The following is a 14,128-nucleotide window of genomic DNA, read 5'->3' on the forward strand; positions in this document are numbered from 1 at the left end:
ACGAATTGCTTGATTCAGTTGTTAAAGAACGATTGGCTGGGTCTTTCGTCTCAACCGAGGCGCGCATCTTACAGCACCCTCATTTGCTGTCAAGTTGTTTTTGAAGAATTTTTTTCTTTCTTCTCAACACCTTGCAGCGCCCGACCAGATCATCTTCTCTCCAGCGGGAGGCGCATTCTACAGCGTTACAAACCGCTGTCAACACCCTCTTTACCGCCTTCGATCAAACCTGATCGAACCATCAACAGAACCACTCAAACCACCCTGTCGATGCCGGCGCATTCTACTCGAATTCGCCGTCCGTGCAACCTTTATTTTCGTCTAACTCGTTGATCTACAAGGAGTTTTCAGATCAGGCTGCGCCGGAAGTGGTGCGCATTATAGGCCCCCTGAAACTCAGGTCAACCGTTTATTTACGGTTTATTCGGATTTCAGGGTAATACGTGCAAAAGCCTTCTTACCGGCCTGGAACACATGGGTCGTTCCCAGCTTGCATATAAAGGAACGGTCGACGACCTGGCCATCGACACGCACACCACCAGAGCTCAGCAGGTCGCGAGCGACTGCGGAGTTCTTCACCAGCCCAGCCTTATTAAGGAGTGCTGCGACCGGCATGTCTTCGGAGGCAGCCAGCTCGATCTCAGGCAAGTCCTCTGGAAGCTCGCCTTCCTTCATACGGTTCCCGGCAGAGCGGTGCGCGGTGGCAGCGGCTTCGTCACCATGGAAACGCGCGACGATCTCTTCGGCCAGCTTGATCTTGATGTCACGTGGATTGGCCCCCGCCTCGACATCCCTCTTGAACTGCTCGATCTCTTCTATGGACCGGAAGCTGAGCAGCTCGAAGTAACGCCACATCAGCGCATCGGGCATGGACACCAGCTTGCTGTACATCACGCCCGGCGCTTCCTGGATACCTATGTAGTTACCCAGGGACTTGGACATCTTCTTGACACCATCCAGCCCCTCGAGCAGTGGCATGGTGACGACACACTGCGACGGCTGGCCGTACGCACGCTGCAGCTCGCGCCCCATCAGCAGGTTGAATTTCTGATCGGTGCCGCCCAGCTCGACGTCGGCACGCAGCGCCACGGAGTCGTAGCCCTGCACGAGCGGGTACAGGAACTCATGGATGGCGATGGGCTGGTTGCCGGTGTAGCGCTTGTCGAAGTCGTCGCGCTCGAGCATGCGCGCCACCGTGTACTGCGAAGCCAGCCGAATGAAGTCGGCCGGTGTCAGCTCGTTTATCCAGGTGGAGTTGAAGGCGACCTCGGTCTTGGCCGGGTCGAGGATCTTGAATACCTGAGCCTTGTAGGTCTCGGCATTCTCCAGTACCTGCTCCCGGGTCAGTGGCGGGCGCGTGGTGCTCTTGCCACTAGGATCGCCGATCATCCCCGTGAAGTCGCCGATCAGGAAGATCACTTGGTGCCCCAGTTCCTGGAATTGGCGCAGCTTGTTGATGAGTACGGTGTGCCCCAGATGCAGATCCGGCGCAGTCGGATCGAAGCCAGCCTTGATACGCAGCGGCTCACCGCGCTTGAGCTTCTCGATCAGCTCAGCTTCAACCAGGACTTCTTCCGCACCGCGCTTGATCAGCGCGAGCTGCTCTTCAACCGACTTCATAGGACTCACAGCCACCAGATTTAAAGGGGAACCAACCATACAAGATCACCAACAAATGACAAGTTTTGCCCAGCACCTTGGCGAACAGGCACCGGCCATCATCTGCGGGGTTGCCTCAAGGTAGATTTGGTTATATTTTATACAGTTACTGCATATTCATCAGTTTATTCTTTTTCCTCTTCATCTTTTCACTTCAAAAAGCAGCCCTATGACCTCTACAACTAAAGCGCCGCCGCTCTATCCAAAGACCCACATCATTGCAGCAAGCGGCGTCGCCGCCCTCCTCAGCCTTGCCCTGCTGGTGTTTCCCTCCCGCGAAGTAGAAGCAAAGAAGACTTTCCTCAACCTGGACATGGACAACGGCGCCGAACAGGCCCAGCAGAATCTGCAGAGCAATCAGGACGCTGCCGCTCAGCAAGACGTCGACTCGCCGTTCGCGCAAATAGAAGGCAACGATGATTCGCAGAATGCCGAACTCGACGCAGAGCCGGAAATCGCCGAGCAAGCGCCTGAGGATCCGCGTAACAAGACGGTCACCGTGGCCAATGGCGACACGCTCTCCACGGTGTTCAGCAAGGTGGGGCTGAGCTCCAACACCCTGCATGAAGTGATCAAAAGCAGCAAGGAAGCCAAGCAGCTCAGCCGCCTCAAGGTGGGCCAGGAACTGCAGTTCCAGCTCGGCGAAGATGGCCAGCTGGAGAGCCTGCACAGCCAGCTCAGCGACCTGGAAAGCATCAGCCTGAGCAAGACCGAAAGCGGTTATGACTTCAAGCGTGAGATGGTCAAGCCGGATGTTCACGAGTCCTACGCCCACGGGGTGATCAACAGCTCGCTGTTCGTAGCCGCCAAACGTGCCGGCCTGTCCCACAACCTGACCATGGACCTGGCCAACATCTTCGGCTACGACATCGACTTCGCCATGGATATTCGTGAAGGCGACGAATTCGAAGTCATCTACCAGAACAAGAAAGTCGGCGACAAGTCGGTCGGCACCGGCAACATTCTTTCCGCCCGCTTCACCAACCGCGGCAAGACCTTTACAGCCGTGCGCTATACCGATAAGCAAGGCAACGTCAGCTATTACGACGCCGACGGCAACAGCATGCGCAAGGCATTCATCCGTACCCCGGTGGATTTCGCCCGCATCAGCTCGCGCTTCTCCAATGGCCGCAAGCATCCGATCCTCAACAAGATCCGCGCTCACAAGGGCGTCGACTATGCGGCGCCGCGCGGCACGCCGATCAAGGCAGCCGGCGATGGCAAGGTCATCCTGGCCGGCCGCAAGGGCGGCTACGGCAATACCATCGTGTTGCAACATGGCAGCCGCTACCGCACCCTCTATGCGCACATGCAGGGGTTCGCCAAGGGCGTACGCACCGGCGGCAGCGTCAAGCAGGGCCAGATCATCGGCTACATCGGCACCACCGGCCTGTCGACCGGCCCACACTTGCACTACGAGTTCCAGGTCAACGGCACCCACGTCGACCCGCTGAGCCAGAAGCTGCCGATGTCCGATCCGATCGCGCGCCAGGAAAAGCAACGTTTCCTGCAGCAGAGCAAACCGTTGATGGCGCGCATGGATCAGGAAAAAGCCACCATGCTCGCCCTCAACAAGCGCTGATCCCGTGCTCTATCTCGGAGTGATGTCCGGTACCAGTCTCGATGGGCTGGACATCGCCCTTGTCGAGCAAGGCGAGCGCACCCGACTGCTCGCCCATCACTACCAAGACCTTCCCGACGCGCTTCGCCAGCAGCTGCTCGATCTGTGCAGCTCTGGTGCGGACGAACTCGCTCGTGCAGCCCTTGCCGAAAAAGAGTGGGCTCGCCTGGTGGCCGAGGGCATCAACAGCCTGTTGCGCCAGCAGAACCTGCAGCCGGATGCCATTCGCGCCATCGGCAGCCACGGCCAGACCATACGCCACGAACCCGCGCGCGGCTTTACCATCCAGATCGGCAACCCCGCCCTACTGGCCGAACTGACCGGCATCACCGTGGTGGCCGACTTCCGGCGCCGCGACGTGGCCGCCGGCGGTCAGGGTGCGCCCCTGGTACCGGCCTTCCATGAGGCACTGTTCGCAAGCCCGGGCGCTGCCCGGGCGATTCTCAACGTGGGCGGTTTCAGTAACCTCAGCCTGCTGGAAGAGGGCAAGCCTGCGAAAGGCTTCGACTGCGGCCCGGGTAACGTGCTGATGGATGCGTGGATTCACCATCATCTCGACCATGCCTATGACCGGGATGGCGACTGGGCAGCCAGCGGAGTGGCGCAACCTGCGTTGCTCAAGGCGCTGTTGTTGGATCCCTTCTTCCAGACCACCGGGCCCAAGAGCACCGGGCGCGAGCTGTTCAACCTGCCCTGGCTGATGCAGCACCTGAGCACGCAGCCGGCCTATCAGCCGCAGGATGTACAGGCCACCCTGCTGGAGCTGACCGCCACCAGCATCGCCAGCTCATTGCAGCAGGCGCAACCAGCCTGCAGTCAGTTGCTGGTCTGCGGCGGCGGCGCGCACAACAAGGCGCTGCTGGCACGTTTGCAGGCGTTGCTGCCTGCTACCGAGGTGAGCAGCACCGATGATCACGGCGTGCCGGCCGACTGGGTCGAAGCCATGGCCTTTGCCTGGCTGGCTCACTGCTGTGTCAACGGCATTCCCGGCAACCGTCCCGAAGTGACCGGGGCGCGAGGCCTGCGGGTGCTTGGCGCCATCTACCCAGCCTGAGCCAACGCACAAACGAAAAACGCCGCGCAGTGCGCGGCGTTTTCCGTGAACGGCAATACTCAGATCGAGAACGACGAGCCGCAACCGCAAGTGGTGGTCGCGTTGGGGTTCTTGATCACGAAACGCGAGCCCTCGAGGCCTTCCTGATAGTCCACTTCCGCGCCGACCAGATACTGAAAGCTCATCGGGTCGACGACCAGGCTGACGCCCTCGCGCTCGACGATGGTGTCGTCATCGGCGACTTCTTCATCGAAGGTGAAACCGTACTGGAAGCCGGAGCAACCGCCTCCGGTGACGAACACGCGCAGCTTCAGGCGCGGATTGCCCTCTTCATCAACCAGGCTCTTAACCTTGCTGGCCGCACCCTGCGTGAACTGCATCGCTGCGGCGGGGGTGAAGGTTTCGACGCTCATGTTCTATCTCCCGGCGCCAGGCGCCCATACTGCGTAATAGCGCTATATTATCCGCTTACCCTAGAAAAGCGGTCAACTATTGCGCATCGTCAAGGCTCTCGGGTAGCTCCAACGGTCGGTCCTGCTCTCTGATCGGCCGTAAGCCACCCTCGACCTGGGCGCCCATGGCCATTTCCATCAAGCCATAATAAAGATTGCCGCGCACCCGCGCCTTTGCCCCCAACTCGACGTGCTGACTGGCGTATACATCACCGATGATTTCGCCATCGATCACTACCTGGGGCGCACGCACCTCACCTTCAACCTGCCCTTCGGCACTGACCCGCACCAGGCCTTGTTCGGTGAGGATATCGCCGAGCACCTTGCCGTCGATCTGCACGGCGCCCTGAAACTCCAGATCGCCACGAAATACCGCACCTGCAGCGATCAAGCTGGTCTTGCCCGTGAAGCGCTGCATGTCTGCCTTGCCCTTGCCTTTATTCCACATGGCGAGCCTTCCCCTATCCGTCAGTCCACTCGATTTGACGCTCGACGGCTTTTCCACCCTCGACATCAGCCTTGATACGTATGCGTTTGGGCGCAAAGCCCTCGGGAATTCGCAGTTCACCCAAGCGTCCACCGTCGGGAATCGCCTGCAGATGCTTGAAGGCGAAGGGGATTGCCTTGTCGGTCGAGCCGTCAGGCAGATCGCCACTCAACTGGCTCAGCGGCAGGTTCTTCGCCTTACCGTTCAGGCTGCCCTCCAACTGCACGTTCAAACGCCCTTGCAGCGGCTTGTCGTCCTTGCCGATGCGGCTGAGCATGAGTTTGAAACGATAGAGACCCGGTGTTTCCGTCGCGTGGATATCGAAACTGCGAATCAGCAGGCCGTTGACCTTGCTGTCCGGCGCCAGCACACCTTTGTAAAAGGCCAGCTCCTGTTGCTGCTTGAAGTTCTGCTCTTCCAGCAACTTGATGGTCTGACGACTTTGCTCGTTGGACTGCTGTGCCAACTGTTCGCCGCTGCTCAGTACGGCCATGCGCTGACGCAGCTCATCGAGTTCGCGGGCCTGCTCCTCAACCTGCCCCTGCATCGCTGTAAATGCCTGTGCCTGCCCCTGGTTGGCACGCGCCTGCCACCAGTTGCCAGCGTAGAAGGCCAGCGGCAGCGCGATCAATAGCACCACCAGCGCAACCCGCAGGCGCCGCTCCTGGGCGCGGTTGCTGGGGCGAACCTCCCAACCTGTCATCAGGGTCGATGCCCTGGCACACGGCAACCGCTGGAAGGCGGTGAAATCGCAAAGGTGGAAAAGCCGCGCATCGGATGCCTCTGAATCGTTCGACGAAGAACCGATGATAAGGCCCACCCCGCCTGCGGCCAACCGTCTTGATGACTATTGAGGGCATGGGCACTAGTATCGCAAGCCCCAACTCAGAAAAGGAACGGCAATGCTTTATCTGTGGATCAAAGCCCTGCATATCGTCGCCATGGTCTGCTGGTTTGCCGGTCTGTTCTACCTGCCCCGGCTGTTCGTGTACCACGCCATGAGTGAAGATGCGCCAAGTCGCGAGCGCTTCAGCATCATGGAACGCAAGCTCTATCGGGGCATCATGACCCCGGCGATGATCGCCACGCTGGTACTGGGTGTGGGCCTACTGATGCTGGCCCCCGCCTGGATGAGCCAGGGCTGGATGCACGCCAAGCTGGCCCTGGTGATCCTGCTGGTCGGTTACCACCACATGTGCGGCGCGATGTACAAGCGCCTGGCCCGTGGCGAAAACAAACGCAGTCATGTGTTCTACCGCTGGTTCAACGAGGTGCCGGTGCTGATATTGATCGCCATCGTCATCCTGGTCGTGGTCAGGCCATTCTAGGCACTCGGACCGCTCCCCCTCGTCAAGCTGAGAACCACCGCTCAACAGCGCTGCCGGCCAACCCTCGCCCCCTTGCCGAACGAACGGCCGCGGGGTAGGGTCGGCGACCACTTCCCTCCGTGCAGACAAGGACGCGCATGAGCCAGCTCCGCTACAAGATCGTCTTCGATGGCAGCCTGATGCCCGACACCTCGCTGGACGAGGTCAAGGCCAATCTGGCCAGCCTGTTCAAAAGCGATCGCGCACGCATCGACGCCCTGTTTGGCCGCGGCCCGGTGGCCATCAAGCGAGACCTGGAAGAAACCCAGGCCGAGCAGTACCTGAGCGCACTGCAACGTGCCGGCGCCCGCGTCCGCAAGGAACCGGACCTGGCCGCGGCGTTGAGTCTCGTGGAGACGGATGAAGAAAAGGCCGCCAGGGCTGAGCCGACCGTACAACCGCAAACATCCATGAGCTGCCCGAAATGTGGTCATCAACAACTGACTGCGGCCGAATGCTCGGCCTGCGGGGTGATCATCGAGAAATACCTGGCCCGCCAGGCCGCGGCGCCGGAAAGTAGCCAACCGCCACAGACCGCGACGGCGTCTGTCCAGCAACAAACCCCCTACTCGCCTCCCAGAGCGGATATCGATCCCCAGGCCGGCCAGGTTGGCGAGTTGAAGATCAACTCGTTCAAGGGTCGTATCGGCCGTATGCGCTACCTGGCCTGGTCGCTCGCCTTGCTGTTCATCTTTGTCGCCATAATGGCCGGCATCTCGGCCATCACGATGGTGGCGGACACCCTTGGCAGCATCCTGATGGTCGCCGCGGTGATCGGCATGCTGGTGATAAGCGCACAGATCGGCGTGCAGCGCCTGCATGACATGGGCTGCTCCGGCTGGTTGTGGCTGCTCAATGTGGTGCCGATCATCAGCAGTGTGTTCTGGATCGTCATGCTGGTGGTGCCGGGCCCTGCCGGCGGCAACCGCTACGGCCCGCCGCCGCCGCCCAACAGCCTCGCCGTCAACCTGGTGGCGGGGATCTTTCTGATCCTGCTGATCGGCGGCCTGCTGATGATGTTTCTTAGCGGCTTTGCCATGCTCGCCATCTTCGGCGGCCTGTTCGGGGAACTGTTGGGCAGCAGCTGATACGCCGCGCGCTGAGCATTTTATTTTCTTCGCCGGCGCTGCGGGTGCAGCGCCGACAGCCCAGTTGCGGATAGGCTATACATCTGCGAAGTGCTCTGGAGAACCTCATGTCACGTTATGCCCTGGTCACGGGTGCCTCCAGCGGCATCGGCCTCGCCCTGGCCGAAGCGCTGGCCCGTCGCGGGCGTAACCTGATCCTGGTAGCACGCAAGCGCGACGCGCTGGAAAGCATCGCTTACGAGCTGACCCAACGCTTTTCCGTGGACGTGCTGTTTCGTGTCTGCGACCTCAGCGAGCCCCTGCAGCTATCGGGGCTGTTGCACGAACTGGAGCAGAACGGCCAGGTCATCGAGCTGCTGGTGAACAATGCGGGGCTGGGCAGCGGCGGCGCGTTCGTGGCCCAGGACTGGCGCCGTGAGCAGCAGCTGCTGGAGGTCAATGTGCTGGCCCTGGCGCGGCTGTGCCATGCCATCGGCACGGTCATGGCGGCGCGCGGGCACGGGCAGATTCTCAACATTGCGTCGATCGCCGCGTTCCAGCCCGGCCCCTGGATGAGCAGCTACTACGCCAGCAAGGCCTATGTGCTGCATTTCTCCGAAGGGCTGCGTGAAGAACTGCGCCCCCATGGCGTCAAGGTCTCGGTGCTCTGCCCCGGCCCGACCCATAGCGCCTTCTTTCGTAATGCGCAGCTCGATACCACGGCGCTTGAACGCGGCAAGCTGATGCTGAGCGCCGAAGAAGTGGCGCTGATCGCCGTGCGCGGCCTGGAGCGTAACCGCGCGATCATCGTGCCGGGCTGGCGCAACCGCCTGCTGACGATGGCGCCGCGGCTGTTTCCGCGCTGGCTGGTGCGACGGATCGCGGCGCGCATCAATCGCCGCTTTGGCCGCGCCTGACTCAGTTGGCGCTGACCGTCCGCCCGCGCGCCCAGGCTCGCAACTCCGCCAGCCGCTCGGCCATGATCACCGACAGCGGCGAGGTGGCCTGGATACCGTGCAGCAGCATGCCGTGATCGACCGGCTGTTGCCGCGCCTGGGCGGCGTACAGCGCACTGACCACCACCTGCTCGATCTCGGCGCCGGAAAAGCCACTGGACGCGGCCGCCAGTTGCGCCAGGTCGAACGCAGAGGGTTCCAACTCGCGGCGCTGCAGGTGAATGCGGAAGATCTCCGCGCGGATCTCGGCCTCCGGCAGGTCGACGAAGAACAGCTCGTCGAAACGCCCCTTGCGCACCAGCTCCGGCGGCAGACGGTCGATCACGTTGGCGGTGGCCACCATGAACACCGAAGTCTTGCGCTCGGCCATCCAGGTCAGCAGGGTACCGAGTACACGCTGGCTGACGCCGCCGTCCTGGTCGCCACTGGCCAGCCCTTTCTCGATCTCGTCGACCCACAGCACGCAGGGCGACATCTGTTCGGCCAGCGCCAGCGCTTCACGCAGGTTGCGCTCGGTTTCACCAAAGAACTTGTTGTACAGGCAGCCGAAATCCAGACGCAGCAACGGCAGGCCCCATAAGCCGGCGACCGCCTTGGCTGCCAGGCTTTTGCCGGAACCCTGCACGCCGACCAGCAGCACGCCCCTGGGAATATCCACGCCCTCACCGGCGGCAAAGATGTGCTGACGTTCGCCCAACCAGCGCTTGAGGTTGGCCAGCCCACCAACATCGGCGAAACGGGCCGTATCGTGCTCATAGCTGAGCACCCCGTCGAGGTCGAGCAATTCGAACTTTGCCTTGTTCAACTCCGGCAGGTCTTCCTGGGTGATGGCGCCGTCGTCGCAGATCAGGTTGCGCGCCAGCAGCCTCGCTTCGGCGTGGCTCATGCCGCGCAGATTCTTGACCACCTGCTGCAACGTGCGGTTGTCGGTGCGCACCCGGCGATTGCGGTTGCGCTCGCTCCAGCGCGCGGCCTCCTCGCGAACGATGGCCAGCAGTTCGTCTTCACCCGGCAGCGCCAGGTTGAAACGCGCGGCGTAGCGTTGCACCTCTGGCGGCAACTTGCAGGCATGGGAGACCAGTACGAGGGTTGGCGCCTGGGCCGCATCGGCCATGGCGACCTCCTTGAGCAGGCGCACCAGCTTCGGGTTGTCGTCGAGAAACGGATGCAGGTCGCACAGCACGTAGAGGCTCGCCTGTGGATCGGCCTTGATCAGCCGCAACGCCGCCTCGGGCTCGTGACTGTTGCTCTCGGCAAACACCTCGCCCGCGAAACCGCCACGCCGCAGGCCTTCGGTGATCGACCAGGTGAACAGACTCAGTCCGCGGCGCACCGCCAGGCCGGTAAGGGTTTCCAGCACGCGCCGCTCATCCCAGGACTCGATCAGTACCAGCTTGACCTTGGAATCGAGCACCAGCCCCAGGTCGTGAATATCGTTCTTCACAGCAACTCCTTATGCCCAAGCGGCCGCCAATAGTCCTGCCAACGGGCCAGGCGAGCAAGTAGTCGATGGCTGACGGTAGACGTGCCGCACGTTTGCGCGCCGCTGCCGGCCTCACGACCTGGCGACGCCATTTGCGGTAGACTGCCCACTCATGTCATCGCCGGAGAAACCGCATGGCCAACGACCGCCATTATTTGCCCGTCGACCGCCTGCTGCTGCAAGCCGATATGGCGCTGCGCACGCTGCTGCCCTTCAGCGGCCAACCCTCTCGCCCCTCCCCCGCCGTCGTCGAGCAGGAAACCGAGCTCGATGCCCGGCAAACCCGCCATATCGCCGGGCTGATGCGTATCAACCATACCGGCGAGGTCTGCGCCCAGGCGCTGTATCAAGGCCAGGCACTGACCGCCAGGCTGCCGCGGGTGCGCGAGGCCATGGAACATGCCGCAAATGAGGAAATCGACCACCTGGCCTGGTGCGAGCAGCGCATCCGCCAACTGGGCAGCCATCCCAGCGTGCTGAATCCGCTGTTCTACGGGCTGTCGTTCGGGGTGGGCGCGGTGGCCGGGTTGGTCAGCGACCGGGTCAGTCTGGGCTTCGTCGCCGCGACCGAGGATCAGGTGGTCAAGCACCTGGACGAGCACCTGCAGCAGATTCCCGAACAGGACGCCAAGTCACGGGCCATTCTGGAGCAGATGCGCAGCGATGAGCTGGAGCACGCCAACAGCGCGCTGGATGCCGGTGGGGTGCGTTTTCCCGCGCCGGTCAAGCTGGGCATGACCCTGCTGTCCAAGGTCATGACCAAGACTACCTACCGCATCTGAGCAAGGCATGCGCAGGGCGACTCGATCGCCCTGCCGGCTCAGGCACCCAGTTCGACGATTTCGTAATCGTGGCTGATTTCCACGCCAGCCCTGCCGAGCATGATCGAGGCCGAGCAGTATTTTTCCGCGGAAAGCTCCACTGCCCGCTTGACCTGCGCCTCTTTCAAGCCACGGCCCTTGACCACGAAATGCAGGTGGATCTTGGTGAATACCTTGGGATCCTCACTGGCACGTTCGGCTTCCAGAAAGGCTTCGCAGCTTTCGACCGGCTGGCGGGATTTCTTGAGGATGCTCACCACATCGAAGTTGCTGCAGCCGCCCAGACCGATCAACAGCATTTCCATAGGACGCACGCCTAGGTTACGTCCGCCATTCTCCGGCGGCCCGTCCATCACCACGGCGTGGCCGCTACCTGACTCGCCGAGAAACAGCGCTTCACCTGCCCATTGAACGCGAGCTTTCATGGTTGCCGCTCCAGTATCAAAAGCCCGGCAGCTTAACACAGGGCGACATTTGTACCGCGAGTCGCAGATGCTGGTAGAGTTCCCGGAAGAACGTGCAATGACTCACAAATCAGACCACCGGCAAGTGCCCAGGGTCATGATGATGCCGTTTTAATGGCACAATCACGCCTTATGAGGCATGACGACGTTCTCAATTAATAAGAACAAGGTATTCATCCTGTGCCGGCGCGTTGCAGTCGAGCCGCACTGGAGCTGGACAGCGTCACCTAATTACGCCTGTCACAGGCCTATCTTCACCTATTGGAATTCAGGCATGGTCGCTATCACTCTCACGCCCAAAGTCAAAAACTTCGACAAGCTGCTCGCTCATTGCCACCGCCGTCGCTATACCGCCAAGAGCACCATCATCTACGCCGGTGACCGCAGTGAAACGCTGTACTTCATCGTCAAGGGCTCGGTCACCATCCTGATCGAGGACGATGATGGCCGCGAGATGATCATCGCCTACCTCAACCCTGGCGACTTCTTTGGCGAGATGGGGCTGTTCTGCAAGGAAGGCGCCGAGAAAGAGCGCAGCGCCTGGGTGCGTGCCAAGACCGAGTGTGAAGTGGCCGAACTGAGCTACACCAAGTTCCGCGAACTGACCCAGCAGGATCCGGACATCATGTTCGCCCTGGGCTCGCAGATGGCCGAACGCCTGCGCAACACCACCCGCAAGGTCGGTGACCTGGCGTTTCTCGACGTGACCGGGCGCGTGGCGCGTACCCTGCTCGACCTGTGCAAGCAGCCCGATGCCATGACCCATCCGGACGGCATGCAGATCAAGATCACCCGCCAGGAAATCGGCCGCATCGTCGGCTGTTCGCGGGAAATGGTCGGCCGCGTACTCAAGTCCCTGGAAGAACAGGGGCTGGTATTCGTGAAAGGCAAGACCATGGTGGTGTTCGGCACCCGCTGAAACCAAAACGGGGCATCAATCGATGCCCCGTTTTTTGTTTCACGCCTTGGCGGCCACCGCCAGGGGCTCGACCTCAGGCCGCTTGATCAGCGCATAGACGACGCCGGTCACCATACTACCGGCCACGATAGCCAGCAGATACAACAGGGCATGGTTGATCGCGTTGGGGATCAGCAGCACGAACAGGCCCCCGTGCGGCGCCATCAGCTTGCAGCCGAAGTACATCGACAGCGCACCGGTCAGCGCACCACCGGCGATGCTGGCCGGAATGACCCGCAGCGGATCCTTCGCGGCGAATGGAATCGCCCCCTCCGAGATGAAGCACAGCCCCAGCACACCAGCAGCCTTGCCGGCCTCGCGCTCGGTCTGGCTGAACTTGCGCCTGGCCAGCACGGTGGCGATGGCCATGCCGATGGGCGGCACCATCCCGGCGGCCATGGTCGCAGCCATCGGCGCGTAGCTCTGCGATGCCAGCAGGCCGACCGAGAACGCATAGGCAGCCTTGTTGATCGGCCCACCGAGGTCCACGCACATCATGCCGCCGAGCAACAGCCCGAGGAGGATGGCGTTAGTGGTGCCCATGTTCTGCAGGAAGGTCTCCAGGGACGCCATGATGCCGGCAACCGGGGTACCCACCACATAGATCATCGCCAGGCCGGTAACCAGACTGGCGAGCAGCGGAATCAGCAAGATCGGTTTGAGCGCCTCGATGCTCTGCGGCAGGCGCAGCCAGCGGGTCAGCCCCATGGCCAGGTAACCCGCCAGAAAGCCGGCAATGATGCCACCCAGAAACCCCGTGCCCAGGGCACTGGCCAGCATGCCGCCGATCATGCCCGGCGCCAGGCCAGGACGGTCGGCAATCGAGTAGGCGATATAGCCGGCCAGTACCGGAATCATCAGGGCGAAGGCGGCATCGCCACCGATCTTCATGAGCGCAGCCGGCAGCGTGCCCGGTTCTTTAAACGCCTCGATGCCGAACACGAACGACAGGGCGATCAGCAAACCGCCCGCCACCACCATCGGCAGCATGAAGGACACCCCGGTCAACAGGTGCTTGTAGGGGCCGCTCTTGGTGGCGGACTTGCCGCTCTCGGTGCTCTGTGGCTGCCCTGCGCCCTGTTGCAGAACGCCTTCGGCCAGCGCCTTCTGCAGCGTTTGCTTGGGCTGCTTGAGGGCAACCCCGGTACCGCAGCGATAGACTTTCTTGCCGGCGAAGCGGTCAGTTTCCACTTCGATATCGGTGGCCAGCAGCACCACGTCCGCCGCGGCGATGCTCGCCTCGTCGAGCAGATTGCGCGCACCGACCGAACCGCGGGTTTCCACCTTCAGGTCGAAGCCCAACTGCTCGGCCGCCTGCTGCAGCGCTTCGGCCGCCATGAAGGTATGCGCCACCCCGGTAGGGCAGGCGGTGATCGCCACCAGCTTCGGCTTGCCAGAAGCCGCTGCGACCGCAGGCGCAGCCTGCTCGAGAACCTGCGCCTGCTCGGCGGCAGTGCGCAGAAACTGTTGTGGATCGGCCAGGGCTTCGGACGGCGTGGACTGCATCACGCGCTTGCCCACGAAACGCTGCAGATCAAGCTCACCGGTCTTGACCACCAGCACCAGTTCGGCCGCTTCGATCGCGGCAGTGCTCAGGGGCGAGCCGATGGCCTTGGCATCGTGTACTTCAACCTGGGTAGCCCACCCCAAGCGCTCGGCTGCCGCCTGCAGCAACCGTGAGCACAGCACGCTGGTGACCTGGCCGTTGGGGCAGGCAGTAACGATCAGCACATTCATTG

General features: G+C 61.9%; 14 protein-coding genes. 7 read left to right on the forward strand and 7 right to left on the reverse strand.

Features of this window, described 5'->3' with window-relative positions; genetic code table 11:
- Positions 1-420: 420 nt before the first annotated feature.
- A complete protein-coding gene (gene tyrS / locus BM154_RS20580; RefSeq protein ID WP_074888785.1) occupies positions 421-1,620 on the reverse strand; it encodes a tyrosine--tRNA ligase in 1,200 nt (399 codons plus the stop codon).
- A gap of 208 nt (positions 1,621-1,828) precedes the next feature.
- Here tyrS and BM154_RS20585 point away from each other — a divergent pair, with 208 nt between their 5' ends.
- Complete coding sequence (locus tag BM154_RS20585; RefSeq protein WP_074888788.1) at positions 1,829-3,241, forward strand: peptidoglycan DD-metalloendopeptidase family protein; 1,413 nt, start codon at positions 1,829-1,831, stop codon at positions 3,239-3,241.
- A 4-nt stretch (positions 3,242-3,245) separates the two neighbouring features.
- Entirely contained in the window at positions 3,246-4,334 is a 1,089-nt protein-coding gene (locus tag BM154_RS20590; RefSeq protein ID WP_279626236.1) for an anhydro-N-acetylmuramic acid kinase, read from the forward strand.
- 59 nt (positions 4,335-4,393) lie between these two features.
- Here the strand turns inward: BM154_RS20590 and erpA are convergent, their stop codons facing one another.
- The 3 genes from erpA to BM154_RS20605 all read right to left on the reverse strand — a co-directional run bounded on the left by erpA (position 4,394) and on the right by BM154_RS20605 (position 6,108).
- On the reverse strand, positions 4,394-4,747 hold the full coding sequence (erpA, locus tag BM154_RS20595; RefSeq protein ID WP_013789740.1) for an iron-sulfur cluster insertion protein ErpA: 354 nt from the start codon (positions 4,745-4,747) through the stop codon (positions 4,394-4,396).
- Positions 4,748-4,823: 76 nt separating this feature from the next.
- Positions 4,824-5,234: a bactofilin family protein gene (locus tag BM154_RS20600; RefSeq protein ID WP_074888795.1), complete on the reverse strand. Its 411-nt coding sequence runs from the start codon at positions 5,232-5,234 to the stop codon at positions 4,824-4,826.
- 13 nt (positions 5,235-5,247) lie between these two features.
- A complete protein-coding gene (locus BM154_RS20605; protein WP_139225500.1) occupies positions 5,248-6,108 on the reverse strand; it encodes a DUF6776 family protein in 861 nt (286 codons plus the stop codon).
- Between the two features lie 67 nt (positions 6,109-6,175).
- Between BM154_RS20605 and hemJ the strand changes: the two genes are divergently transcribed.
- The 3 genes from hemJ (at position 6,176) to BM154_RS20620 (ending at position 8,624) form a co-directional block, all read left to right on the forward strand.
- The gene (gene hemJ / locus BM154_RS20610) at positions 6,176-6,601 is read left to right on the forward strand and encodes a protoporphyrinogen oxidase HemJ (protein WP_074888801.1); all 426 of its coding nucleotides are present in this window, start codon (positions 6,176-6,178) and stop codon (positions 6,599-6,601) included.
- 137 nt (positions 6,602-6,738) lie between these two features.
- The gene (locus BM154_RS20615; RefSeq protein ID WP_074888804.1) at positions 6,739-7,728 is read left to right on the forward strand and encodes a DUF805 domain-containing protein; all 990 of its coding nucleotides are present in this window, start codon (positions 6,739-6,741) and stop codon (positions 7,726-7,728) included.
- A 107-nt stretch (positions 7,729-7,835) separates the two neighbouring features.
- Complete coding sequence (locus BM154_RS20620) at positions 7,836-8,624, forward strand: SDR family NAD(P)-dependent oxidoreductase (protein ID WP_074888807.1); 789 nt, start codon at positions 7,836-7,838, stop codon at positions 8,622-8,624.
- 1 nt (position 8,625) lies between these two features.
- On the opposite strand, the gene BM154_RS20625 is transcribed toward BM154_RS20620, so the two are convergent.
- Positions 8,626-10,107 (reverse strand): AAA family ATPase, encoded by a 1,482-nt coding sequence (locus BM154_RS20625; protein WP_074888810.1) that lies wholly within the window; start codon positions 10,105-10,107, stop codon positions 8,626-8,628.
- Between the two features lie 173 nt (positions 10,108-10,280).
- On the opposite strand from BM154_RS20625, the gene coq7 reads away from it, so the two are divergent.
- Positions 10,281-10,928 (forward strand): 2-polyprenyl-3-methyl-6-methoxy-1,4-benzoquinone monooxygenase, encoded by a 648-nt coding sequence (coq7, locus tag BM154_RS20630; protein ID WP_074888813.1) that lies wholly within the window; start codon positions 10,281-10,283, stop codon positions 10,926-10,928.
- A gap of 38 nt (positions 10,929-10,966) precedes the next feature.
- Here coq7 and BM154_RS20635 read toward each other — a convergent pair whose 3' ends face one another.
- Positions 10,967-11,392 carry an OsmC family protein gene (locus tag BM154_RS20635; RefSeq protein ID WP_074888815.1) on the reverse strand — a complete coding sequence of 142 codons (426 nt, stop codon included), beginning with the start codon at positions 11,390-11,392 and terminating at the stop codon, positions 10,967-10,969.
- Positions 11,393-11,705: 313 nt separating this feature from the next.
- Between BM154_RS20635 and crp the strand changes: the two genes are divergently transcribed.
- Positions 11,706-12,350 (forward strand): cAMP-activated global transcriptional regulator CRP, encoded by a 645-nt coding sequence (gene crp, locus BM154_RS20640; RefSeq protein ID WP_074888818.1) that lies wholly within the window; start codon positions 11,706-11,708, stop codon positions 12,348-12,350.
- A gap of 39 nt (positions 12,351-12,389) precedes the next feature.
- On the opposite strand, the gene BM154_RS20645 is transcribed toward crp, so the two are convergent.
- Positions 12,390-14,126, reverse strand: coding sequence for a fructose-specific PTS transporter subunit EIIC (locus tag BM154_RS20645; RefSeq protein ID WP_074888821.1), 1,737 nt, complete (start codon positions 14,124-14,126; stop codon positions 12,390-12,392).
- Positions 14,127-14,128 lie beyond the last annotated feature (2 nt).

The organism is Phytopseudomonas argentinensis, assembly GCF_900113905.1.
Classification (GTDB): Bacteria; Pseudomonadota; Gammaproteobacteria; order Pseudomonadales; family Pseudomonadaceae; genus Aquipseudomonas; species Aquipseudomonas argentinensis.

Bases quoted from the DNA above. Each gene is read 5' to 3' on its own strand.
- BM154_RS20585 (WP_074888788.1), top strand. From the start codon at position 1,829: ATGACCTCTACAACTAAAGCGCCGCCGCTCTATCCAAAGACCCACATC.
- BM154_RS20600 (WP_074888795.1), bottom strand. From the start codon at position 5,234: ATGTGGAATAAAGGCAAGGGCAAGGCAGACATGCAGCGCTTCACGGGC.
- BM154_RS20615 (WP_074888804.1), top strand. From the start codon at position 6,739: ATGAGCCAGCTCCGCTACAAGATCGTCTTCGATGGCAGCCTGATGCCC.
- coq7 (WP_074888813.1), top strand. From the start codon at position 10,281: ATGGCCAACGACCGCCATTATTTGCCCGTCGACCGCCTGCTGCTGCAA.
- BM154_RS20620 (WP_074888807.1), top strand. From the start codon at position 7,836: ATGTCACGTTATGCCCTGGTCACGGGTGCCTCCAGCGGCATCGGCCTC.
- BM154_RS20645 (WP_074888821.1), bottom strand. From the start codon at position 14,126: ATGAATGTGCTGATCGTTACTGCCTGCCCCAACGGCCAGGTCACCAGC.
- BM154_RS20635 (WP_074888815.1), bottom strand. From the start codon at position 11,392: ATGAAAGCTCGCGTTCAATGGGCAGGTGAAGCGCTGTTTCTCGGCGAG.
- crp (WP_074888818.1), top strand. From the start codon at position 11,706: ATGGTCGCTATCACTCTCACGCCCAAAGTCAAAAACTTCGACAAGCTG.
- tyrS (WP_074888785.1), bottom strand. From the start codon at position 1,620: ATGAAGTCGGTTGAAGAGCAGCTCGCGCTGATCAAGCGCGGTGCGGAA.
- erpA (WP_013789740.1), bottom strand. From the start codon at position 4,747: ATGAGCGTCGAAACCTTCACCCCCGCCGCAGCGATGCAGTTCACGCAG.
- hemJ (WP_074888801.1), top strand. From the start codon at position 6,176: ATGCTTTATCTGTGGATCAAAGCCCTGCATATCGTCGCCATGGTCTGC.